Origin of the sequence: Pedococcus aerophilus (assembly GCF_039532215.1) — a bacterium.
Lineage (GTDB): Bacteria > Actinomycetota > Actinomycetes > Actinomycetales > Dermatophilaceae > Pedococcus > Pedococcus aerophilus.
In genome coordinates, this window is sequence record NZ_BAAARN010000005.1 from 1 (window position 1) to 21,194 (window position 21,194).

Genomic DNA, 21,194 nt, shown 5'->3' on the forward strand with positions numbered 1-21,194 from the left:
TGAAAGCCGCGCCACCCCAGAGACGAGGTAATTGGCATCGATTTTTGACACGCTGTTGAGTTCTCAAGGATCGGACGCACACCAGCGACTCGCCGTTTCCGGCCGGAGTGTTTGGGGCAACCGTTCAAGGTTACTCGCCTCGCAACTTGGGCGTCAAATCCGCTCTTCCTTGTCAGGAAGGCCCGGATCGAAGCGCGCTTGGCGTTCGGCGATGACTCAACTGTAGACCATGAACGGCGAGACGCCAAAATCGAGGTCCGCAACCCCCTTCTCACGGGCTGGATCGCACTGCCGGCGTGCTCTTGTGGCGCGAATCCTGTTGTGCTGCACCGGGATTCGCTTCCCTTGCCCCCACGCCCGTACTGCCGGGGTGCTGCTGGGGTGCTCCCGCCGTGCTCCCGCCGTGGTCCCACAGCGGGCCGGAGGCACCCCGGCAGCCGTCACGAGCTGCGCGGACGGCTCCAGGACCACACGTAGGCACCGTCGTCGACGGCCCGGCCACCCTCCCCCAGCTCCAGGGGACGGAAGGTGTCGACCATGACGGCGAGCTCGTCGAAGTACTCCGTACCGATCGAGGCCTCGCTCGCGCCGGGCTGCGGGCCGTGCGCGTGACCCCCGGGGTGCACCGAGATGGAGCCCTTGCCGATCCCCGATCCCTTGCGGGCCTCGTAGTCGCCGTCGACGTAGAACATGATCTCGTCGCTGTCGACGTTCGAGTGGTAGTACGGCACGGGTATCGACAGCGGGTGGTAGTCCACCTTGCGCGGCACGAAGTTGCAGATGACGAAATTCCAGCCCTCGAAGACCTGGTGCACGGGCGGCGGCTGGTGCACGCGCCCGGTGATGGGCTCGTAGTCACGCACGTTGAAGACGTACGGGTAGAGGCAGCCGTCCCAGCCGACGACGTCGAGCGGGTGGAAGGGAAGGGTGTGGATCGTTCCCACGATCCCTCCGGGGCCGTTCCCTCGGTGCTTGATGTAGACCTCGGACTCCTCGTCGGCCTTGGCCCCCACGTCCTCGGCCAGCAGGGGCCCGGCGGGACCCCGCAGGTCCCGCTCGCAGTAGGGGGCGTGCTCGAGCAGCTGCCCGTACTTCGACAGGTAGCGCTTGGGCGGGGCGATGTGCGAGTTGGCCTCGATGGCGTAGGCCCGCAGCGGGTCCTTGGTCGAGCGCCTCGGGATCCAACGGTGGGTCGTCGCCCTCGGGATGATGACGTAGTCCCCCTCGGCGACGTCGAAGGCGCCGAACACGGTCTCCACCCGTGCCCTTCCGCGCTCGATGTAGACGCACTCGTCACCCACACCATTGCGGTACCACGGGCTCGGGGCGCCGGCGACGGCATACGAGATGCGCACGTCCCCGTTGCCCAGCACGAGGCGACGCCCGGTCACGACGTCGGTGTTCCTGACGTCCTTGGGCGCGAACAGGTCGTGCAGCTTGAGGTGTCGCGGCACGAGCGGGTGGTTGGGCGTCGTGGACAGGTCACCGATGCTCCACTCCCTTGCGCCGACCACGGTCGAGGGGATGTTGCGGTGGTAGAGCAGGGAGGAGTCCGAGGAGAACCCCTCCTCCCCCATGAGCTCCTCGTAGTAGAGCTCACCGGGTCGGCCGCCACGGGCCGGGCGCCGGTGCTGGGTGTGCCGCTTGGGCGGGATGCTGCCCATGGCCTGGTAGTGCGCCACTGTCCACCTCGTCGTGGTCTCGTCGCTGGTCGCGTCACCCGTGCGGGACGGACCTCGGGCCGGGTCCTCGGCCGCTTGCCACCCTAGTAGCCTCGCCGCCATGACACCGCCGTCGACGACCGCCGCTGTGCGCGTCGCCGACCCCGCGCTGTTCGACGGCCTGGTCGACGACGCCGCCGTCTTCCCGCCGGGGAACGCACCGCTGGACGAGGCGGTGCGACTGCACCGGTTCCACCGCTCGAGCGCGTACGCCTCGATGGTGGGCCCACTGCTCGTCCCGGTCGCCTCTGTGCAGCAGCTCGAGCCGGTCGCAGCCGCGAGCGTCGGAGCCCTCACAGCGGACCTGGCCGTCGCGCTGGTCGCCCGTCCCGGCGTCCCTGTCGCCGAGGTGGAGGCAGCCGTGACGACGCTCGAGGCCGCCGGCGGCGTGGTCGCGGTCGGTGTCGAGATGGCCTGGACCCCGTCCTGGCGCGATGCCGCCCTCGGCGCGCTGCCCCTGACCCTCGAGGTCCCCCGGGGCGATGCGCAGCCGTCGGCCCTGGACGACCTCCGCGGTGAGGACACCGTCCAGGCGAAGTTCCGCACCGGTGCGACCCCGACCTGGCACTGGCCGGACGAGGCCGAGCTCGCCGGCTTCGTCGTTGCGGCGGTGGGCCGCGGGGTCCCGTTCAAGCTCACCGGTGGCCTGCACCACGTCGTCCGCGGCACGCGTGCCGAGGGTGAGCAGCACGGCCTGCTCAACGTGCTGCTGGCCGTGCACGCTGCGCTCGACGGCGCCCCGCAGCCGGAGCTCGCAGCCGTGCTCGCGGACCGCGACACCGAGGCGCTCGTGCGCCGGACGGGGCTCCTCGGCCCCGAGGAGGCCACCCGCCTCCGTGCCACCTTCACGGCATACGGATGCTGCGAAGTGACCGACCCGATCGGCGAGCTCACCGCACGTCGCCTCATCGAAGGAGCCTGACCGATGTCCACGGACCCGATCGACCAGACCGCCCGTGCGCCCTGGCTCGACCTCCCGGCCGACCACCCCTTCGGGCTGGGCACGCTCCCCTACGGCGTCTTCTCCACCGAGGGCACCGCGCCGCGCGTGGGGGTCCGCATCGGCGACCAGGTGCTCGACGCCGGGGCGTGCGCCGAGCAGGCCGGTATGGAGTCGGGCGAGGTCTGGCTCGCCCCCTGCCTCAACCCCTTCCTGGCCCAGGGGCGTCCGGCGTGGGACGCCGCGCGCGCGTGGCTCGTCGAGGTGCTCACCAACGACAGCCTGCGGGACTGCGTCGAGCCGCACCTGCTCGACCTGGAGGACGTGCGCCTGCACCTGCCCGTCGAGGTGGCCGACTACGTCGACTTCTACGCCAGCGAGCACCACGCCACGAACGTGGGACGCATCTTCCGCCCCGACTCCGAGCCGCTGACCCCCAACTGGAAGCACCTGCCGATCGGGTACCACGGCCGGGCCGGGACCGTCGTCGTCTCCGGCACCGACGTGGTGCGCCCCACCGGCCAGCGCAAGGCGCCGACCGAGACGGCCCCGACGTTCGGCCCGAGCATCCGCCTCGACATCGAGGCCGAGCTGGGGTTCGTCGTGGGTGCGGCGACCGAGCTCGGCAGGCGGGTGTCGGTCGACGACGCCGACGACCACCTCTTCGGGGTGGTCCTGCTCAACGACTGGAGCGCGCGCGACCTCCAAGCCTGGGAGTACGTGCCGCTGGGGCCGTTCCTCGGCAAGTCCTTCGCCACGAGCATCTCGGCGTGGGTCGTGCCGCTGGCCGCCCTGGCCGGCGCCCGGCTGCCCCTGCCGGCCCAGGACCCGCAGCCGCTGCCCTACCTCCTCGGCGACGGCACCCCCTGGGGGCTGGACGTCCACTACGAGGTGGAGCTCAACGGCACCGTCGTCGCCCGCCCCGAGTACCGGGACCTCTACTGGTCGCCGGCCCAGATGCTGGCGCACCTCACCGTCAACGGTGCCTCGGTGCGCCCCGGTGACCTGTTCGGCTCCGGGACGATCTCCGGCACCGACCGCGGCACGCGGGGCAGCTTCCTCGAGCTGTCCTGGAACGGCACCGAGCCGATCGAGCTCGCCGACGGCAGCACCCGGTCGTTCCTCGAGGACGGCGACACCGTCGTCATCCGCGGCTGGGCGCCCGGTCCCGACGGGACGCGCATCGGCCTCGGCGAGGTCCGCGGCACGATCATCCCCGCCCGCTGAGGCGGACCCGGGTGGGCTGGGGTGGTCGGGGTGGTCGACGACCCGGCTCCGGCTAGCGCTGCTGCTTGCCCTTGACGACGTTCGTCGCCGCGAACTTGTCGTGCAGCGCCTGCTTCTTGTCGTCCCAGGCCGGCCACAGGAGGTCCAGCAGGGCGGCGAGTCCGGCGATGTTGCCGAGCACCGGGATGTTCGACAGCAGGCTGAGGGCGGTCTGCACCGACGTGCGCCGCGCTGCCACGCCGACGCTGGGCACCCCGGGACGCTCACGCAGTCGCACGCTGATGCCCAGGACCGCCTTTCCGGGAGTGGCCCCCGTGCGCGACAGGAACAGCACGGAGTACCCGAACTGGATGGCCGCCGAGATCAGGGCGAAGGCGATCAGCGAGCCGTAGTCGAGGCCCGTCGTGTTGATCGTCTCGAATGCCGCGGGGTCGTTGGTCTCGATCGCGCGGCGGAAGTCGTCCAGCACCGGCCCGAGCGCCCGCACGAGAAGCCAGCCGGCGAACACCAGCACCAGCAGGAACTGGATGATCCCGTCGATGAGGTACGCCCCGACACGCTGCCAGAAGGTGGCCAGCGGCTGACCGTCCGGGGTCGTGGGTCCGGTGACGAAACCGCCGTAGCCGGGGGCGTTCCACGGCGCCTGCTGGCCGGGGTGCTGCTGCCCGGGCTGCCCGGGGTACGGCTGACCCTGCTGGCCGTAGTGCTGGGGGTACTGCCCGTGCCCGGGGTACGGCTGCTGCCCCTGCTGGGGCTGGCCCTGCGGGGCGTTCCACTGCCCTGACTGGGGCGTACCGGGGAACTGCGGGTTCGGGGCCTGCCAACCGCCCTGCTGCTGACCCTGCTGCGCCGGGGTCCGGCCCTGCGGGGCGTCACCCGACGGGGCCTGGCCCTGGCCGCCGGTGCTGCCTTGGCTGCCCTGGCTGGAGGCGCTCTGCGTCTGACCGGGGTACTGCGGGGGGTGGCCCTGACCGGGGTACTGCTGCTGCCCGGGCTGGGCCGGCGCCGACGACGCCTGCCGCGTCGACCGGGGCGTGGTGTGCTTCGTCCACACGACGCCGTCGAAGTACCTCAGCTGCTGGTCGTTCTCGGGGTCGTCGAACCAGCCGGCGTGCGTGGGGGTCTGCATGGGGTCAGCCTCTCACGCACCGCTGCGGCCCCTGACGAGGCGGGTGCGACGAGGCGGGCACGACGAAGGGCCGGTATGGCGCGTGGTGACCGCGCGCCATACCGGCCCTGGTGTCCGGGCGGGGTGGCTCAGAGGTTGCCGCGGGCGTCCTGCTCACGCTCGATGGCCTCGAACAGCGCCTTGAAGTTGCCCTTGCCGAAGCCCAGCGAGCCGTGCCGCTCGATGATCTCGAAGAACACGGTGGGGCGGTCGCCGAGGGGCTTGGTGAAGATCTGCAGGAGGTACCCGTCCTCGTCACGGTCGACGAGGATCTTGCGGCTCTGCAGCTCCTCGATCGGCACGCGGACGTTGCCGATGCGGGCGCGCAGCTCCTCGTCCTCGTAGTAGGAGTCCGGGGTGTCGAGGAACTCCACACCCTCCTTGCGGAGCTCGTCGACGGTGCGCAGGATGTCGTTCGTCGCGAGGGCCAGGTGCTGGGCGCCGGGGCCGCCGTAGAACTCGAGGTACTCGTCGATCTGGCTCTTCTTCTTCGCGATCGCCGGCTCGTTGAGCGGGAACTTCACGCGGTGGTTGCCGTTGGCGACGACCTTGGACATCAGCGCGGAGTAGTCGGTGGCGATGTCGTCGCCGATGAACTCGGCCATGTTCACGAAGCCCATCACCTTGTTGTAGAAGGTGACCCACTCCTCCATCTTGCCGAGCTCGACGTTGCCGACGATGTGGTCGAGGGCCTGGAAGAGCCGCTTCGGGGCACCGTCGCGCTTGGCGAAGGTCGACGCCTTCGCGACGTAGCCCGGCAGGTAGGGACCGGTGTAGCGGGACCGGTCGACGAGGCTGTGCACCGTCTCCCCGTAGGTGGCGATGGAGGCGATGCGCACGGTGCCGTGCTCGTCGCTGATGTCCTCGGCCTCACGGACGACACGGGCGCCGGCCGCCTTGGCCTGGGCGACGCACTTGTCGACGTCGGGGACCTCGAGGGCGATGTCGACGACGCCGTCGCCGTGCTTGGCGTGGTGGGCGATGAGCGGGCTGTCGGGGGTGACGGCACCGTTGACGACGAAGCGGATCGAGCCGGACTTCAGCACGAACGACTTGTGGTCGCGCTGGCCGTTCTCGGGTCCTGCGTAGGCCACGAGCTCCATGCCCCACGCGGACATGTAGTAGTGCGCGGTCTGGGTCGCGTTGCCGACGACGAAGACGATGGAGTCCCACCCGGTGACCGGGAACGGGTCCTTCGACTCGTCGTACTCCACGAGCCCGACGAGCTGCTTCAGCTGCTCGATGTCGAGGTTCGCCTCGCGCTCCTGCGGGGTCAGGTCAAGGGTGGTGTCCGTCATGGGTGCAGCGTGGCGGCTGGGCCTCTTGTGTGCAACCGTATGCCGCCGCGTTGCACAGTGTGCGCAGAGTGCCTGCCCGATCGGGGCTGCTGGTGGACAATGTGATCATGATCCTCGACGACCTCGACCGCCGCGTGCTGACCCTGTTCACCGACCACCCGCAGATGGGTGTCCTCGGGGCCTCGCGGGAGCTCGGCGTGGCGCGGGGGACGGTGCAGGCGCGCCTCGACCGGCTGGTCTCGCGCGGCGTGATCCGGTCGTGGGCCCCGCAGCTCGACCCGGCCTCGATGGGCTACCCCGTCTCGGCGTTCTGCACCCTCGAGATCCGCCAGGGGCGCGGTCACTCCCCCGTGGTCGAGCACCTCGAGGGGATCCCCGAGGTGCTCGAGGCGCACACGATCACCGGCTCGGGCGACGTCTTCATCCACATCGTGGCCCGAGACAACGCCGACCTCCAGCGCGTCATCGACGCCGTGGTCGACGACCGCCACGTGGTCAGGGCCAACACGACGATCTCGCTGGCGACCCGTATCCCGCTGCGGACTCTCCCGCTGGTGCAGGCGGGCGGCTGACCGGCGATCCGACCCGGACGGTGGCCCAGCCCGGTCGGTGGCTCAGGAGGCGTTGCCGAGGGCGAACGACACGAAGATCGAGGCGACGATGACCAGGCCACCCAGGGACATGACGGCCGAGCCGGACTCCCCCTGCGTGGCGACCCGTCGGCGGCTGCCGACGAGGACCAGCGCGATGCCGAGCGCGTTCATGGGCAGCGCCGCGTACCAGCCGGGCTCGGGAACTGCGATCGCGCCCCAGGTGAACAGGGCGGCGATGAGCACGCCGAGGATGATGAGCATGACCCGGGTGATCTTGATCCGGGTCTCGATGTAGGCGTTGGCCACGGGGGTACCTCTCGGGGGAACGGGGTGGAGTCGTGCAGCAGGCAGGCTAGGCGGTCACCAGACGCCGCCGGGCCTGGGCGGGCCGCCGCGACGGTCGCGACCGTCACCGCCGGCCGGGTCGTCGCCCGGCGGTCCCACCTCGGGGCCTCCCGGTCGGCCCGGGTCGAGGCTGCCGGGGCGCAGGGGGTCGATCCGGTCGTCGACGGGCGGCTCGGGGAAGTCCACGGGGTGGTCCGGTCCGAACCGGTCGAAGGCCGCACCCCACTCGGGGTCCTCCTCACGGAGCCGGTCCACGACCTTGCGGGCCTGGACGCCGACGGCCTCGCGGTAGGCGACCGCCGTCTCGTGCTCGTCGCGGCCGGACAACACCTCGGCCCACGTGGTCTGGTTCGCGTCGAGGCGGCGCTGCAGCGCCCGTCGCTCGGGTCCGAGCTCACCGGTGCGGGCGGCGGTCTCCTCGGCACGGCGCTCGGCTGCATCCTGCGCCTTGTCCCGCTCGATCTCGACCTTCGCCCGGGCGGTGACCGCCTTGGCCCGCTCGACACCCTTGAGCACGTCGGCGATCTCGGACTCCTGACGGCGCAGCGCGGCCTGCGCCCGGTGGATCACCTCGTCGAGCTCCCGCTCGCCCGGCGCCGGCGCCATCAGAGGTCACCCGGCCCGGTGCCCGGGAAGCCGCTGTTCGCGGTCTCGTCGACGTGGGACCCGGCTTGGCCGTGCGAGGCAGCCGCGGCGCCCGACAGCACGACGTTCACGCCCTGCATGACGAGCGCGAAGATGCCGCACGCCTCGATGAGGGCGGGGATGAGCTTGGACAGGCTCTGGATCAGGTCGATGGCCTGGTTGATCAGGGTGATGGCGCGGCGGATCCCGCCACCCATCGTGATGAGCTCCTTGGCGAGCTTGGCGACGCTGAGGGTCAGCACCCACTCCTCGATGAGACCGAGGATGCCGGCCACCGCCTGCACCACCTGGGAGGTCGCCGACATCATGTTGCCGAGCTGGCGGCTCATCAGGCCGGTCGCCGTGCTCTGCCGGCCGTGGGCCGAGGCGAGGTCGAGCAGCTGGGCCCTCGCCAGGGTCGCCGACCCGGCACGCCAGGCCTGGTCCACGTGGTTGGCCATCCGCCGGTAGTTCTCGGCGACCTCGTTCAGCCCCTTGCTCGTGGAGTCCCAGTTGCTGCGCATCTGGTCCACACCGTTGAAGTCCCCGGCCAGCGGGCTCATGATCGCCTCGATGGGCGACCAATGCAGGATCTTGTTCATCGCCCAGTCGATGCCCTGCAGGATCGGGCCGCAGTTCCCCTTGGCGTTCTCGATCACGTCGCCGAACGCGTCGGACGTGCCGGCGGCGTTCAGGTACCCGGCCGGGTCGTGGATGGCCAGCGCGCTCACTTCTCGCCCCTCTCGAAGTCGCGGTAGTCGTCGAGGTCGTCGCCCACCCCTGCGGCGTCGGCGGTCGTGTTGACGGCGTTCTCGATCTCGCCCGCGAGCGCGATCGGCGACAGCGGGTTGAGGCTCTTCGGTCCGTCGTCCCAGGCGTGGGCCGGCACATGCGGGTTGAAGAGGTTCTCCCCCTCGCGGGTGATGTCGATGACCACCCCTGCACCCCCGGCGATGTTCTTGTCCTCACGGGTGACCCAGGGTCCGTGCTCCCCTGGCGCCATGGGTCCGCCGGGGCCGATGCTGGGCAGGCCGGCGACACTGATCTGGGTCTCGAAGGCCTTGAGCCGGTCGGACGCGGCGATGTCGCGCTGGTGGAAGTTGTCGGCGGTGGTCCGGATCTTGGAGGCCATGCCGTGGGCCGCACCGGGGCTCTGGCTGAGGCTGGTCTCGGCGTCGGTGTAGGCGGAGCGGTACTGGCCGGCGAAGATCGACATGAAGCCGCTGAAGGCTCCGAAGTTCGAGCAGCTCCCCGTCACGAACGAGTGCACGGAACGCAGGTAGCCCCGCTGCAGCTCGGCCGCCTGGGCCAGCTCGGCCATCCCGCCGTAGTTGACCTCGATCGTCATGGTCTCTCCCCCGTCGCGTCGGTCTTCGTCCTTCGGCGCGCGAGCCCCCTCGCTGCGCCAGCCGGAACCTTACCGGCGATCGCGCGGAGCCACGATGGGGACCACTCCCCTGTCCGTGAAGTCGGTCCGGAGGTGCTACCTGCGGCCCACGAACCAGTTCCGGATCTTGTCGATCCGCGCGGTCACCTGCTCGGAGGTCGCCTCGTCCAGGGAGGGACCACCGCAGGCCCGACGCAGGTCGTTGTGCACGACCCCGTGCGGGGCGTTGTTCTTGCGCGCGTAGGCGGCCACGAGCTTGTTGAGCTCCTTGCGCTGCGCCGCGAGGGCCCGGTGCGCGGACACGGCGCCCTGGGCCTCGGCTCCCTTGGGTCGCCGACCGTGCTGGGCGGTCTGCCGCTCGTGCAGCAGCACCGCCATCTGGTCCGGCTCGAGCAGGCCGGGGAGCCCGAGGTACTCCTGCTCCTCGTCGGACCCGACCACGGCGTTGAGGCCGAACTGCTTGGCGTCGAAGAGCACGTGGTCGAACTCCGCGTCGGACTCCAGCGCCTCGAAGGTCATCTGGTCCATGTCGGGGGTGCGCGCGGTGCGGTTGGCCGCGTCGATGAGCGCGTCCTCCTCCGCCCACATGGCCGAGGCGCTGTTCTCGTCCTTCGTGACACGGTCGAGGGCGTGGTCGCGCTCGTCCTCCAGCCGCGCCGCGTGCTCGAGGATCACCGGGACGGACGGCAGGAACACCGACGCGGTCTCGCCCCGTCGGCGGGCGCGCACGAAGCGGCCCACCGCCTGCGCGAAGAACAGCGGGGTGGACGTGGAGGTGGCGTACACACCGACGCAGAGGCGCGGGACGTCGACGCCCTCGGAGACCATCCGCACGGCGACCATCCAGCGGGAGTCGCCCGCGGCATACTCCTCGATCCGCTCGGACGAGCCCGCGTCGTCGGACAGGACCGTCGTGACCTTCTCGCCCGTGATGGCCTCGAGGATCTTGGCGTAGGCGCGGGCCGCGGTCTGGTTGGAGGCGATCACCAGGCCACCGGCGTCGGGGACGCCTCGGCGCACCTCGGTCAGCCGCTTGTCGGCGGCGGCCAGGACGGACGGGATCCACTCACCCTTGGGGTCCAGCGCGGTGCGCCAGGCCTGCGCCATCGAGTCCTTGGTGAGCATCTCGCCCAGCCGGGCGGCGATCTCGTCACCGGCCTTGGTTCGCCAGCGCATCGCGCCGCCGTAGGCGAGGAAGAGCACCGGGCGGACGACGCCGTCACGCAACGCCTCGGCATACCCGTAGGTGTAGTCCGCCGAGGAGCGGCGGATGCCGTCGCGGTCCTCGGCGTAGGTGACGAACGGGATCGGTGAGGTGTCGGAGCGGAACGGCGTTCCGGTCAGCGCCAGGCGACGGGCGGCGGGCTCGAAGGCCTCACGGATCGCGTCGCCCCACGACAGGTTGTCGCCACCGTGGTGGATCTCGTCGAGGATCACCAGCGTCGGGGCGGACTCGGTGCGCGTGCGGTGCAGGGAGGGCCGGCTGGCGACCTGCGCGTAGGTCAGGGCGACGCCGTCGTACTCGCTCGAGTGCCGGGCCGAGGAGTTGGAGAACTTGGGGTCGATGTGGATCCCGACGCGGGCGGCTGCCTCCGCCCACTGGGTCTTGAGGTGCTCCGTCGGGGCCACGATGGTGACGGCGGAGATGGTCCCCCGGCCGAAGAGCTCGGTGGCCAGCCGCAGGGCGTAGGTCGTCTTGCCGGCGCCAGGCGTGGCCACGGCGAGGAAGTCGCGCGGGTCGGCCTCGAGGTAGGAGGTGAGCGCCGCCTGCTGCCAGGCGCGCAGCTTCGACGCGGTGCCCCACGCCGCCCGCTCCGGGAATGCTGGTGAAAGGTGCGAAGCGGCGGCGGTACTCATAGGCGGGCCACGTTAGCCGGTGTCGGCGGACGACATGCCGAGGCCCCGGCGTCGCCGCCGGGGCCTCGGTGTGTGCTAGACGACAGCACTCGCTGGGAGTGGGGTGCGGGCGTCGACCAAAGGGTCGTCAGTTGCCCTGGCGGTAGGTCACCCAGGCGTTCTGCATGCGGGTGGTCTGGCCTGCGGTGAAGCTGTCCATGCAGGCGTCGTCGGTGTAGTCCATGAAGTTCTTGATGGGGTCCAGACCGGCGGCGGAGGTGCAGCTGTCACGGCCCGTGGGGCACCCGTAGGCCGGCGAGGCCTCGGCAGCGGTGTCGGAGACGTAGTCGCCCTGGCCCGTGCAACCGCCCTGGAACGTGTGGTAGAGCCCGGCCCAGTGGCCGACCTCGTGCGTGCCCGTGTCACCGAGGTTGTACGGCGCCGCGCTGCCACCGGGCAGGCTCTCGTCGAGGACGACGACGCCGTCCATGGCGTCGTAGCTGGCCTTGGGGAAGGTCGCCCAGCCCAGGAGGCCGCCGGAGAGGTTGGCGCTGTAGATGTTGAGGTCGTCCATGGTGCCCTTGCGCAGGGCCGTCTTCATGGAGCGCTCGGCGCTGCTGCCCTGGGACAGGTTGTACCAGCTGGCGTTGTTGGTCACGTCGGTGCCGGCCAGCGTGAACGAGAAGCCGGACGAGGCGTAGGCGTTGTTGAGGACCGACAGCTGGTTGTTGATCTGCGTCGTCGTCAGCGTGCCGTTGGTGCCGTCGGTGATGACGTGGAAGTACACGCTGATGTTCGTCGCGGCGAAGGCGCTGCCCCCACCGGGCTTGCGGGCCGAGCCGTTCGAGGCCTTGCTGTAGCCCTTGGCCGCCATGGCCTTGGCGAGGCCGGCCTCCATGGCCTTGGCCTGGGCCGGGGACAGCTCGTTGCCGTCCTTGCGGTTGCCACCCTCCGCCGTGCGGGCCGAGTTCACCGAGTCGGTGTGGGTGGCGCACTCGGCGGCGACAGAGGTCTCGCCGGCCATCGGCTGCGCGGTGGCGCTGCCCTGGCCGAGACCGAGGGCGACGGCCCCCAGCATGAGGGACGAGAGGGCGATTCGGGAGCGAAGCTTCATGGGCGTCCTTTCACGGGGCACCGATCTCGAGGTGACCGGCGCCGACCCGTCGACGCTAGGCGTCGCTGCGGCAAGGTCGCCTCAACAGCCGGTAGGAGCAGGTAAAGACTCCATCGCAAAAGGGCAGGTCAGGGAACCAGAGTGGTCCAAGCACCGTCCTGAGCCGCTCGGGGCTCCCGAGCAGCGTGGGACCGGAGTGGCTTGCTCGGGACCCCTACGGACGCGGCTACTCGCCGCCGTCCTGCGGAGCCCGCAGACCTTCGTAGATCTCCTTGCAGGTCGGGCACACGGGGAACTTCTTCGGGTCGCGGCCCGGGACCCAGACCTTGCCGCAGAGCGCGACGACCGGGTCGCCGGACAGGGCGCTCTCGAGGATCTTCTCCTTGCGCACGTAGTGCGAGAAGCGCTCGTGGTCGCCGGGCTCTTGGAGCTGCTCCTCGACCTGCTCGCGCTCCAGCACGGCGGTCGAGGTGGAGGGCTGGGCCGCGGGGGCCAGCGGGTCGTCCAGGGGGATCTGGGGCTCGCTCATGCGCCCGAGTGTATGACGTGCGGGGCCGCACCCAGCGTCGCGTCAGTTCATCTCGGGGTCGGCGGGGAACGTCGCGACGAAGGCCAGGTGGTCGCGCTGGCGGCGCAGCACCCGCGTCCACAGCTGCCCCGGGTCCGCGTCGAAGGCGTCACGTCCCTCGGACTCCACGACGTACCAGCTCCCCGAGCGCACCTCCGCCTCGAGCTGCCCGGGTGACCACCCGGCATACCCGGCGAAGATCCGCAGCCCGGCGACCTCGGGGACGACGATCGCGGGAGGCGTGTCGAGGTCGACCAGGCCCAGGCCACCGAAGAGCCGCTTGACGCCCAGGGGCTCCACGTCGCCCGGCACGGTCACGAGGCCGAGGGCGCTGTCGAGCCCGACCGGGCCGCCCTCGAAGAGCACGCACGGTGCGGTGGCGTGGGCCTGCCAGTCCGGCAGGACCGCGTCGATGCGGGCCTCCATGGGCCGGTTGAGGACGACCCCCTGGGCTCCCTCGGCGTCGTGGTGCAGGAGCAGCACGACGCTGCGGCAGAACACCCCGTCCTCGATCTGGGGTGTCGCCACGAGCAGGTTGCCCGACAGGTCAGCGTCCACTCCCCCATCATGCCCACCCACGACAGAGCCCCGGTCACGGGGACCGGGGCTCTGGCTGTTCGGGTGAGGCGCGCCGTGCGGTGTCGCTGCGGTCAGCGCGCGTCAGTCACGCGGGGGTGATGCTCAGCGGGAGTAGCTGCTGCGCTCACCGCGCTGGCCGCCACGGTCGCTGCCGTAGGAACGGTTGCCACCCTGGCGCGGGCCACGGGGACCGCCACCACGGGGGCCACCGCCACGCGGGCCACCGTGTCCACCGGGACGACGGCCACCGCGCTTCTCACCCTCGAGGACACGACGGACCTGGTCCTCGGGGACCGGGATGCCGCTGGGGGTGACGGCGCCGGTCGCCGCGAGGCGCTCGTCGCCGGGGACGGCCTTGGTCGGGACCGCGTCGATGCCGGCCTCACGGGCCATGCGCTCCATGGTGCGGCGCTGGTGCGGCAGGGCCAGGGTGACGACGGTCCCCTTGTCACCGGCGCGGGCGGTGCGACCCGAGCGGTGCAGGTAGTCCTTGTGGTCGGCCGGCGGGTCGACCTGCAGGACGACGGAGACGTCGTCGACGTGGATGCCGCGAGCGGCGACGTCGGTGGCGACGAGCACCGGCAGGCTGCCGTCACGGAAGGCTCCGAGGACGCGGTTGCGGGCACCCTGGTTGAGGCCACCGTGCAGGGCGGCCGCGAAGACACCCTGCTCGCGCAGCTGGAGGGCGACGCGGTCGGCACCGAGCTTGGTGCGGACGAAGACCACGGTGCGACCCGAGCGGTTCGCGACCTCGGCCGTGATGGTCTTCTTGTGCATCGGGTCGATGAGCAGCACGTGGTGCTCCATCGTCGTGACCGAGGCCTTGGCGTCGTCGGTGGAGTGCGTCACCGGGTCGGTGAGGTAGCCGTCGACGAGCTTGTCGACACCCTTGTCCAGCGTCGCGGAGAACAGCATGCGCTGCCCACCCTTGGGCATCTGGTCGAGGATGGCGGTGACCTCGGGCATGAAGCCCATGTCGGCCATGTGGTCGGCCTCGTCGAGGATGCAGATCTCGATCGCGTCGAGGATGACGGCCTCGCGCTCGACGAGGTCCTTGAGGCGACCGGGAGTCGCGATGAGCAGGTCGACGCCGCGGTTCAGGGCGTTGATCTGGGTCGTGTAGGACAGGCCGCCGGCGACGAGCTTGTGGCGCAGGCCGAGGACGTGCACGAGGGGCTCGAGCGCGTCGGACACCTGCATCGCGAGCTCACGCGTCGGCACCATGACGAGGGCACGCGGGCGACGCGGGGACGCCTTCTGGCCGTTGTCGAGGCGCGACAGGGCGGGCAGGCCGAAGGCCAGCGTCTTGCCGGAGCCGGTCTGGCCACGGCCGAGGACGTCCTTGCCGGCCATGGCGTCCGGGATGGTGGCGTTCTGGATCGGGAACGGCGTGGTGATGCCGTCACGGGCCAGTCGCTCGACGAGGCGGCTCGACAGGCCGAGGGCGGCGAAGCCGTTGTCCTCGGCGACGTCCACGGGACCGTCGACGCTCTTGCGGGTCGCCTTCACCCAGGTGTCGGCCTCCATGCGCTCGGCCTCGGGGTCCACCTGGTCCTCGAAGCGCGGGCGGTCGTTCCGGTCGAACGAACGCTGCGGGCGGTCGTTCCGGTCGAACGAACGCTGCGGGCGGTCGTTCCGGTCGAACGAACGCTGCGGGCGGTCGCTGCCGAACTCACGACGCGGACCACGGTTGTCGTCACGGTCGAACGAACGCGCAGGGCGGTCGTCACGGTTGAACGAGCGCTGCGGGCGGTCGCTGCCGAACTCACGACGCGGACCACGGTTGTCGTCACGGTCGAACGAACGCGCGGGGCGGTCGTCACGGTTGAACGTGCGCGCCGGACGGTCGTCACGGTCGTTGGAGCGTGCGGGACGCTCGTCACGGTTGAACGTGCGGGCCGGGCGGTCGTCGCGGTTGAACGAGCGCTGCGGGCGGTCGTCACGGCCGGCGTCACGGCGCGGGCCACGGGAGTCTTCATTGGAAAAGCGGGTCACGGTGCGGTCCTCACGGGAGTAGGTGCTGCGCTGGGGGCGCTCATCGCGGGAGAACTCGCGGCGCGGGCCACGGTTGTCGTCACGGTCGAAGCGACGGACCGGGCGGTCGTCACGGGTGAACTCGCGGCGCTGGGGCCGGTCGTCTCGGTTGAACGAACGCGCAGGACGCTCGTCACGGGAGTCGCGGCGCTGGGGCCGGTCGTCACGGTTGAACGAACGCGCGGGGCGCTCGTCACGGCTGAACTCGCGGCGGGGGCCGCGGTCGGTGGTGGGGCGGCGGTCGCCACGGCTGTCGTCACGGCTGAACTCGCGGCGCGCCAGGCGGTCGGCGTCGCGGGCCGGACGCGAGGCGGCGGACCCGCCTGCAGCGGACTGTCCGCGGTGGGCCTTCTTCGGACCCTTCTTCGCGGCAGCCTTCTGGTCAGGGGTCCAGCGGGCCCTTTTGGGCGCGCCGGATCGCTGGTTCTTGGGCACAGATATTCAACTCACTTCAGGTGCTCGAGGTAGACACGTCTCGAGCCACCTGGCGAGGGCAACGATGAAGACGAGCCTCAGGCGCATCAGCGCCCGTTGGACCGGATCAACAGTTGTCATCCGGTGGGGCTCAGTCGGAATCGGGAAAACGTGGTGAGGCCACTGTGCCTCCGGTGGCGCTGCCAGGCGCCTGCCGAACTGAGCACCTGAATACTACCAGCGCCAGCGACGCCTTCCGACCACGGCCAGCGTGACGGCGAGCACCACTCCCCCGAGGTCGGCGACGGCGTCCCAGGCATCCCCCGACCGGTTGGGCAGCCAGAAGTGCTGGGCGAGCTCGCTGAGCGGGGCGTGCAGGGCGATCAGGCCGACGGCCGGCCACGGACGACGCCAGGCCCGGAGCAGGAGCAGGGTGGGCACCCCGAAGAGCAGCACGTGCACGACCTTGTCGGTCCAGGTCACCGGCCCCTGGATGTCCACCCGTGGCCAGTACAACGCCGCCAGGTGCACCGCGACGACGACCACGGCGAGCACCTGGGTCCGGGTCGGACCCCGCGACCCCTCCGGACGGATCCGCCCCGCGGCCTGCGTCGGCTCGGTCTGCTGCCTCACCCGGCCAGCGTATGCGGCGTGGTCGCCGCCCACGGAATCGGTGGCCGCCCGGTGGTGTTGCCTCCTGCGTGACTGACGTGACCGCGACGAACGAACCGACGAACGAACCGACGAACGAACCGACGAACGACGAGCAGACCGATGGACTCGCACCCGAGCCCACGACGCGCCATACCCGGCCGTTGTCGTTGCTCGACTTCGTCGACGTCCCGGCAGGGCAGAGCGCGCAGGACGCCATCGCCCGGAGCACCCGGGTGGCCCAGGCGGCCGACCGGCTCGGTTACGCGCGGTACTGGATCAGCGAGCACCACAGCTTCGCAGGCCTTGCCAGCAGCTCTCCCGAGATCCTCATCGCGCACCTGGCCGGACAGACGTCCGCGATCCGCGTCGGTGCCGCCGGCATCATGCTGCCGAACCACTCCCCCCTCAAGGTGGCCGAGTGGTTCAAGACGCTGGAGATGCTGCACCCGGGCCGGATCGACCTCGGCCTGGGGCGCGCGCCCGGCACCGACCAGCTGACGGCGTTCGCCCTGCGTCGCTCCCGGGAGGCCCTGTCGGCCGACGACTTCCCGCAGCAGGCCGGCGAGCTACTGGCGTTCCTCTCGGACACCTGGCCCGACGACCACCCGTTCAAGGCGGTCCTGGCCACCCCGGTCGTGGACACCTCCCCCGAGCTGCTCATGCTTGGCTCGAGCGGATGGGGCTCGTCCTTCGCGGCGGCCAACGGGATGACGACCGTCTTCGCGCACCACATGGCCCCCGAGCTCGCGGTGGACGCGCTGCGGGCCTACCGGCGCAACTTCCGTCCCGGCCTCGTCGGCGACACCCCGCGCGTCATCATCTCGGTGCTGGCCCTGGCCACCGACGACGAGGACGTCGCAGCCGACTTCCGCGCGGGGTGGGCGCTGCAGATGCGCCGTATCCGCAGCGGCGACACCACGCGTCCGAGCGCGGCCGACATCCGCGAGTTCCGGCTCTCAGCCGACTTCGCGCGCATCGCGCCCAGCCTCGAGGGGCGGGTGTTCGCGGGTCCGGCCACCGATGTCGCCAAGGGCCTGACCGCCCTCGCGGACGAGGCGGGCGCCGACGAGATCACCCTCGTGGCACCGACGCCCGACCTCGACGCGAAGCTGCGCAGCCTCGAGCTGCTAGCGCAGGAGTTCGGCCTCGTCGCCCGTGGGTGAGGCTGCCTCGGCGACCGCCGCACGCTCGACCGCCTCGGGGCTCTGCCCCAGCACCGCGGCCTTGACCGCTGCGGCGACGACCTTCGACACGTCGGGGTGGAAGACGCTCGGGATGATGTAGGCGGCGTTGAGCTCGTCGGGGTGCACGACCTCCGAGAGCGCCTTGGCAGCAGCGAGCATGACGTCGAGGTCGATCGAGGTCGACGCCGCGTCCAGCAGGCCACGGAAGACGCCGGGGAAGACCAGGACGTTGTTGATCTGGTTGGCGAAGTCGGAACGGCCCGTCGCCACGACGGCGGCGTGCTGCGCGGCGGCGGACGGGTCCACCTCGGGCTCGGGGTTGGCCATCGCGAAGACGATCGCCTTGTCGTTCATCGTGGCGATGTCGTCGCCGGTGAGGATGCCGGGCGCGGAGACGCCGATGAAGACGTCGGCCCCGCCGACGGCCTCCTTGAGCGTCCCCGTCAGGCCACGGGTGTTGGTGTGCTCGGCCACCCAGCGCAGGTTCTCCTGGCCCTCGGCGGCGAGGTCCGCGCGGGCGCTGTGCACGACGCCGTACTGGTCGGCGACGACGACGTCCCGGGCACCGGCCCGCAGGAGCAGCTTGAGGATCGCCGTGCCGGCCGCACCGGCCCCGCTGAGGACGACCTTGGACTCGCTGAGCTCCTTGCCGACCACGCGGAGCGCGTTGCGCAGGGCGGCGAGCGTGACGATCGCCGTGCCGTGCTGGTCGTCGTGGAACACCGGGATGTCGAGCTCCTCACGCAGCCGCGCCTCGATCTCGAAGCAGCGCGGTGCGGAGATGTCCTCGAGGTTGATGCCGGCGAAGACCGGGCTGATCGCCTTGACGGCGGTGATGATCTCCTCGGTGTCCTGGGTGTCGAGGCAGATCGGGAAGGCGTCGATGTCGGCGAACCGCTTGAACAGGGCGGCCTTGCCCTCCATCACCGGCAGGGCCCCGAGCGGCCCGATGTTGCCCAGGCCCAGGACCGCGGACCCGTCGGTGACGACGGCGACGGTGTTGCGCTTGATCGTCAGGCGACGCGCATCGGCCGGGTTGTTGGCGATGGCCATGCAGACCCGGGCCACGCCGGGCGTGTAGATGAGCGACAGGTCGTCACGGTTGCGGATCGGGACCTTGGACTCGATCTTGAGCTTGCCACCGAGGTGGACGAGGAAGGTGCGGTCCGAGACCTTGCCGATCTCGACGCCGTGGACCGCGCGCATCTGCTCGACGATCTCGTCGGCGTGCGTCGTGTCACGGGCGGCTGCCGTGACGTCGACGCGGATGCGGTCGGCACCCGACGCGGTCACGTCGAGACCGGTGACCAGTCCCCCGCTCTTCTCGATGATCCCGGTGAGCTCGGAGACCGCGGTGGCGCGGGCCGGGAGCGTCAGTCGGACGGTGATGGAGTTGGACACGGAGGGCACGGCGCTCATGCCGTGCATTGTCCCGATTACCGGGGGGTACGCCGAACCGGGGTGTCCGCCATCTCGCCGACCGGTCTCGCCGGCCGGTCTCGCCGGCCGGTCTCGCGGACCGGTCTCCCCACGGGCCGGGCGGCGAGACCGCGACGGGTCACCGGGTGCTTCGCGCCTGCTCGGTCTCAACCGACCGGTGCGGGCCGGTGCCGCGTCGGGAGATGCCGATCGCGAGGATCACCGCTGCCAGCGCGAGGCTGAGGCCCAGCTCGAGACGGTGCCCCTCCTGGACCAGCATGAGCACGAGGACCGCGACGATGAAGGTGATCGTGGCGTAGGTCAGACCGGGGTAGAGCCACATGCGCACGGCCGGCCGGGTGCCCTCGTCGTCGAGCTGGCGTCGCATCCTCAGCTGGGACAACGCGATGGCGAGGTAGACGAATAGCGCGATGGCGCCCGAGCTCGCCAGCAGGTAGCCGAAGATCTTCTCCGGGAGCAGGTAGTTGCCGACGACACCGAGGAAGCCGACGACCGAGCTGGCGATGATGGCGTTGGCCGGGACGCCGCGGCTCGTGGTCCGCGACCAGCCGGCGGGTGCGTCACCTCGCGACGAGAGCGAGAAGGCCATGCGGGACGCGGTGTAGAGCGCCGAGTTGAGGCAGCTCGCGACCGCCGTGAGGATGACGAACTCGAGCACCGTCGTCAGGCCACCGAGGCCCATCCGCTCGAGCGCGGCCTGGTAGGAGCCGGAGTTCTCGTCGACCAGGGCCGGGTCGTTCCACGGCACGAGGGCGACGACGACGAAGATCGAGCCGAGGTAGAAGAGGCTGATGCGCCAGATGACCGAGTTCACGGCCTTGCGGATGCCCGCCTCGGGGTTGGGCGACTCGGCGGCGGCGATGGTGACGATCTCGGTGCCCATGAAGGTGAACATCGTGACGAGCATCGCCGACAGGACGGCGCCGAAGCCGTTGGGCATGAACCCGTCGTTGGTCCACAGGTTGCTCACGCCGGAGGTGTCGGAGCCGGGCAGGACGCCGAAGATCGCGAGGGCGCCCACGACGATGAAGGCCACGATGGCGATCACCTTGACGAGCGCGAACCAGAACTCGAACTCGCCGTAGTTGCCGACGCTGAACAGGTTGGTGACGACGAGCAGCCCGGTGATGACCAGGGCGAAGACCCACTGCGGGACCCCGGGGAACCAGTCACCGAGGATCAGCGCCCCGGCGGTGGCCTCGACCGGGATCACGATCACCCAGAACCACCAGTACAGCCAGCCGATCGAGAAGCCGGCCCACGGTCCGATCGCGCGGTCGGCATAGGTGGAGAACGACCCCGTGTCGGGCTGCGCGGTGGCCATCTCCCCCAGCATGCGCATGACCAGGACGACGAGGGTGCCGGCGAGCGCGTAGGCGATGAGGACGGCCGGCCCGGCTGTCGCGATGGCCTTGGCCGAGCCCACGAACAGACCCGCGCCGATGACCCCCGCGATGGAGATCATCGTGACGTGACGTGGCTTGAGGCCGGCCTGGAGGTGGCTGCCCACGGGGCCCCCCTCCTGCGTGCCGCTGCCGCCGCTCGGCTCGGGGATGGAGGGGTCGGTTGCTGTGCTCCTGCTCGAATCACTCACCCGAGGAGGGTGGCGGCTCAGTCACCGGTGCGCAAACCGGGACCATTCGCCGCGCGGCGTCGCAGCCTCCGCAGGACGAGCTGGTGCCCGGTCAGCGAAAGCCACAGGCAGACCCCCGCGAGCGGCAGCTCCACGACCACGGCCATCGCCACCGCCACCCACCGGTCGTCGGTCGCCGGGGCGGTGACGACGTCGAACCACGCGTCCACGACGAGGAGCGTCCCGGTGACGGCCGCGAGCGACGGGAGGGCTGGGTGCAGGCGCAGCGCCGCCCACGCGGTCGCGGCGAGCGCCACGAACATCGCCGCGTCGAACCCACCCCACGCGAGGTCGTAGTGCGCCGCCGCCTGCGAGCTCGGCAGGTGCAGCGCGAGGTAGGCGGTCCACGGCACCATCAGTGCCGCCAGCCCGAGGAAGACCCAGCCGACGACGTGCACCGCGCGACCGCCTCCGGCCTCCTCAGCCACGACGGGA

At 70.9% G+C, this 21,194-nt stretch carries 20 protein-coding genes; 4 read left to right on the top strand and 16 right to left on the bottom strand.

Annotated elements, in window-relative coordinates:
- Positions 1 to 440: 440 nt before the first annotated feature.
- Positions 441 to 1,682 (bottom strand): homogentisate 1,2-dioxygenase, encoded by a 1,242-nt coding sequence (locus ABD286_RS16680; protein ID WP_344195530.1) that lies wholly within the window; start codon positions 1,680 to 1,682, stop codon positions 441 to 443.
- Positions 1,683 to 1,782: 100 nt separating this feature from the next.
- On the opposite strand from ABD286_RS16680, the gene ABD286_RS16685 reads away from it, so the two are divergent.
- Positions 1,783 to 2,643, top strand: coding sequence for a hypothetical protein (locus ABD286_RS16685; RefSeq protein WP_344195532.1), 861 nt, complete (start codon positions 1,783 to 1,785; stop codon positions 2,641 to 2,643).
- Between the two features lie 3 nt (positions 2,644 to 2,646).
- On the top strand, positions 2,647 to 3,888 hold the full coding sequence (fahA, locus tag ABD286_RS16690; RefSeq protein WP_344195534.1) for a fumarylacetoacetase: 1,242 nt from the start codon (positions 2,647 to 2,649) through the stop codon (positions 3,886 to 3,888).
- Between the two features lie 52 nt (positions 3,889 to 3,940).
- Here fahA and ABD286_RS16695 read toward each other — a convergent pair whose 3' ends face one another.
- The gene (locus ABD286_RS16695; RefSeq protein ID WP_344195536.1) at positions 3,941 to 5,017 is read right to left on the bottom strand and encodes an RDD family protein; all 1,077 of its coding nucleotides are present in this window, start codon (positions 5,015 to 5,017) and stop codon (positions 3,941 to 3,943) included.
- Positions 5,018 to 5,145: 128 nt separating this feature from the next.
- Complete coding sequence (hppD, locus tag ABD286_RS16700; protein ID WP_344195538.1) at positions 5,146 to 6,354, bottom strand: 4-hydroxyphenylpyruvate dioxygenase; 1,209 nt, start codon at positions 6,352 to 6,354, stop codon at positions 5,146 to 5,148.
- A 107-nt stretch (positions 6,355 to 6,461) separates the two neighbouring features.
- Here hppD and ABD286_RS16705 point away from each other — a divergent pair, with 107 nt between their 5' ends.
- On the top strand, positions 6,462 to 6,926 hold the full coding sequence (locus tag ABD286_RS16705) for an Lrp/AsnC family transcriptional regulator (protein ID WP_344195540.1): 465 nt from the start codon (positions 6,462 to 6,464) through the stop codon (positions 6,924 to 6,926).
- 42 nt (positions 6,927 to 6,968) lie between these two features.
- Here ABD286_RS16705 and ABD286_RS16710 read toward each other — a convergent pair whose 3' ends face one another.
- From ABD286_RS16710 to ABD286_RS16755, 10 genes are all read right to left on the bottom strand, one after another.
- On the bottom strand, positions 6,969 to 7,253 hold the full coding sequence (locus tag ABD286_RS16710) for a hypothetical protein (protein ID WP_344195542.1): 285 nt from the start codon (positions 7,251 to 7,253) through the stop codon (positions 6,969 to 6,971).
- Positions 7,254 to 7,307: 54 nt separating this feature from the next.
- The gene (locus ABD286_RS16715) at positions 7,308 to 7,898 is read right to left on the bottom strand and encodes a hypothetical protein (RefSeq protein ID WP_344195544.1); all 591 of its coding nucleotides are present in this window, start codon (positions 7,896 to 7,898) and stop codon (positions 7,308 to 7,310) included.
- Positions 7,898 to 8,647, bottom strand: a complete 750-nt coding sequence (locus ABD286_RS16720; protein WP_344195546.1) for a hypothetical protein — start codon at positions 8,645 to 8,647, stop codon at positions 7,898 to 7,900. Before ABD286_RS16720 ends, ABD286_RS16715 begins: the two co-directional genes overlap by 1 nt.
- Positions 8,644 to 9,264 carry a hypothetical protein gene (locus ABD286_RS16725; RefSeq protein WP_344195548.1) on the bottom strand — a complete coding sequence of 207 codons (621 nt, stop codon included), beginning with the start codon at positions 9,262 to 9,264 and terminating at the stop codon, positions 8,644 to 8,646. The genes ABD286_RS16720 and ABD286_RS16725 overlap by 4 nt, the downstream gene beginning before the upstream one ends.
- A gap of 135 nt (positions 9,265 to 9,399) precedes the next feature.
- Positions 9,400 to 11,160 (bottom strand): DEAD/DEAH box helicase, encoded by a 1,761-nt coding sequence (locus ABD286_RS16730; protein WP_344195550.1) that lies wholly within the window; start codon positions 11,158 to 11,160, stop codon positions 9,400 to 9,402.
- 127 nt (positions 11,161 to 11,287) lie between these two features.
- Complete coding sequence (locus tag ABD286_RS16735) at positions 11,288 to 12,253, bottom strand: zinc metalloprotease (RefSeq protein ID WP_344195552.1); 966 nt, start codon at positions 12,251 to 12,253, stop codon at positions 11,288 to 11,290.
- Positions 12,254 to 12,479: 226 nt separating this feature from the next.
- Positions 12,480 to 12,782 (bottom strand): DUF3039 domain-containing protein, encoded by a 303-nt coding sequence (locus ABD286_RS16740; protein WP_344195554.1) that lies wholly within the window; start codon positions 12,780 to 12,782, stop codon positions 12,480 to 12,482.
- Positions 12,783 to 12,824: 42 nt separating this feature from the next.
- The gene (locus ABD286_RS16745) at positions 12,825 to 13,379 is read right to left on the bottom strand and encodes a YqgE/AlgH family protein (RefSeq protein WP_344195556.1); all 555 of its coding nucleotides are present in this window, start codon (positions 13,377 to 13,379) and stop codon (positions 12,825 to 12,827) included.
- Positions 13,380 to 13,502: 123 nt separating this feature from the next.
- Positions 13,503 to 15,869, bottom strand: a complete 2,367-nt coding sequence (locus tag ABD286_RS16750) for a DEAD/DEAH box helicase (RefSeq protein WP_344195558.1) — start codon at positions 15,867 to 15,869, stop codon at positions 13,503 to 13,505.
- A 213-nt stretch (positions 15,870 to 16,082) separates the two neighbouring features.
- On the bottom strand, positions 16,083 to 16,481 hold the full coding sequence (locus ABD286_RS16755; protein WP_344195560.1) for a VanZ family protein: 399 nt from the start codon (positions 16,479 to 16,481) through the stop codon (positions 16,083 to 16,085).
- 68 nt (positions 16,482 to 16,549) lie between these two features.
- On the opposite strand from ABD286_RS16755, the gene ABD286_RS16760 reads away from it, so the two are divergent.
- Positions 16,550 to 17,665: an LLM class flavin-dependent oxidoreductase gene (locus ABD286_RS16760; RefSeq protein ID WP_344195562.1), complete on the top strand. Its 1,116-nt coding sequence runs from the start codon at positions 16,550 to 16,552 to the stop codon at positions 17,663 to 17,665.
- On the opposite strand, the gene ABD286_RS16765 is transcribed toward ABD286_RS16760, so the two are convergent.
- The 3 genes from ABD286_RS16765 to ABD286_RS16775 form a co-directional block, all read right to left on the bottom strand.
- Entirely contained in the window at positions 17,630 to 19,105 is a 1,476-nt protein-coding gene (locus ABD286_RS16765; RefSeq protein WP_344195564.1) for an NAD-dependent malic enzyme, read from the bottom strand. The genes ABD286_RS16760 and ABD286_RS16765 overlap by 36 nt on opposite strands.
- A 139-nt stretch (positions 19,106 to 19,244) precedes the next feature.
- A complete protein-coding gene (locus ABD286_RS16770; RefSeq protein WP_344195566.1) occupies positions 19,245 to 20,720 on the bottom strand; it encodes an amino acid permease in 1,476 nt (491 codons plus the stop codon).
- A 17-nt stretch (positions 20,721 to 20,737) separates the two neighbouring features.
- Complete coding sequence (locus ABD286_RS16775; RefSeq protein ID WP_344195568.1) at positions 20,738 to 21,187, bottom strand: hypothetical protein; 450 nt, start codon at positions 21,185 to 21,187, stop codon at positions 20,738 to 20,740.
- Positions 21,188 to 21,194 lie beyond the last annotated feature (7 nt).

Coding starts and splice junctions, on each gene's coding strand:
- hppD (WP_344195538.1), bottom strand. CDS start 6,354: ATGACGGACACCACCCTTGACCTGACCCCGCAGGAGCGCGAGGCGAAC.
- ABD286_RS16765 (WP_344195564.1), bottom strand. CDS start 19,105: ATGAGCGCCGTGCCCTCCGTGTCCAACTCCATCACCGTCCGACTGACG.
- ABD286_RS16715 (WP_344195544.1), bottom strand. CDS start 7,898: ATGGCGCCGGCGCCGGGCGAGCGGGAGCTCGACGAGGTGATCCACCGG.
- ABD286_RS16730 (WP_344195550.1), bottom strand. CDS start 11,160: ATGAGTACCGCCGCCGCTTCGCACCTTTCACCAGCATTCCCGGAGCGG.
- fahA (WP_344195534.1), top strand. CDS start 2,647: ATGTCCACGGACCCGATCGACCAGACCGCCCGTGCGCCCTGGCTCGAC.
- ABD286_RS16740 (WP_344195554.1), bottom strand. CDS start 12,782: ATGAGCGAGCCCCAGATCCCCCTGGACGACCCGCTGGCCCCCGCGGCC.
- ABD286_RS16685 (WP_344195532.1), top strand. CDS start 1,783: ATGACACCGCCGTCGACGACCGCCGCTGTGCGCGTCGCCGACCCCGCG.
- ABD286_RS16695 (WP_344195536.1), bottom strand. CDS start 5,017: ATGCAGACCCCCACGCACGCCGGCTGGTTCGACGACCCCGAGAACGAC.
- ABD286_RS16705 (WP_344195540.1), top strand. CDS start 6,462: ATGATCCTCGACGACCTCGACCGCCGCGTGCTGACCCTGTTCACCGAC.
- ABD286_RS16735 (WP_344195552.1), bottom strand. CDS start 12,253: ATGAAGCTTCGCTCCCGAATCGCCCTCTCGTCCCTCATGCTGGGGGCC.
- ABD286_RS16725 (WP_344195548.1), bottom strand. CDS start 9,264: ATGACGATCGAGGTCAACTACGGCGGGATGGCCGAGCTGGCCCAGGCG.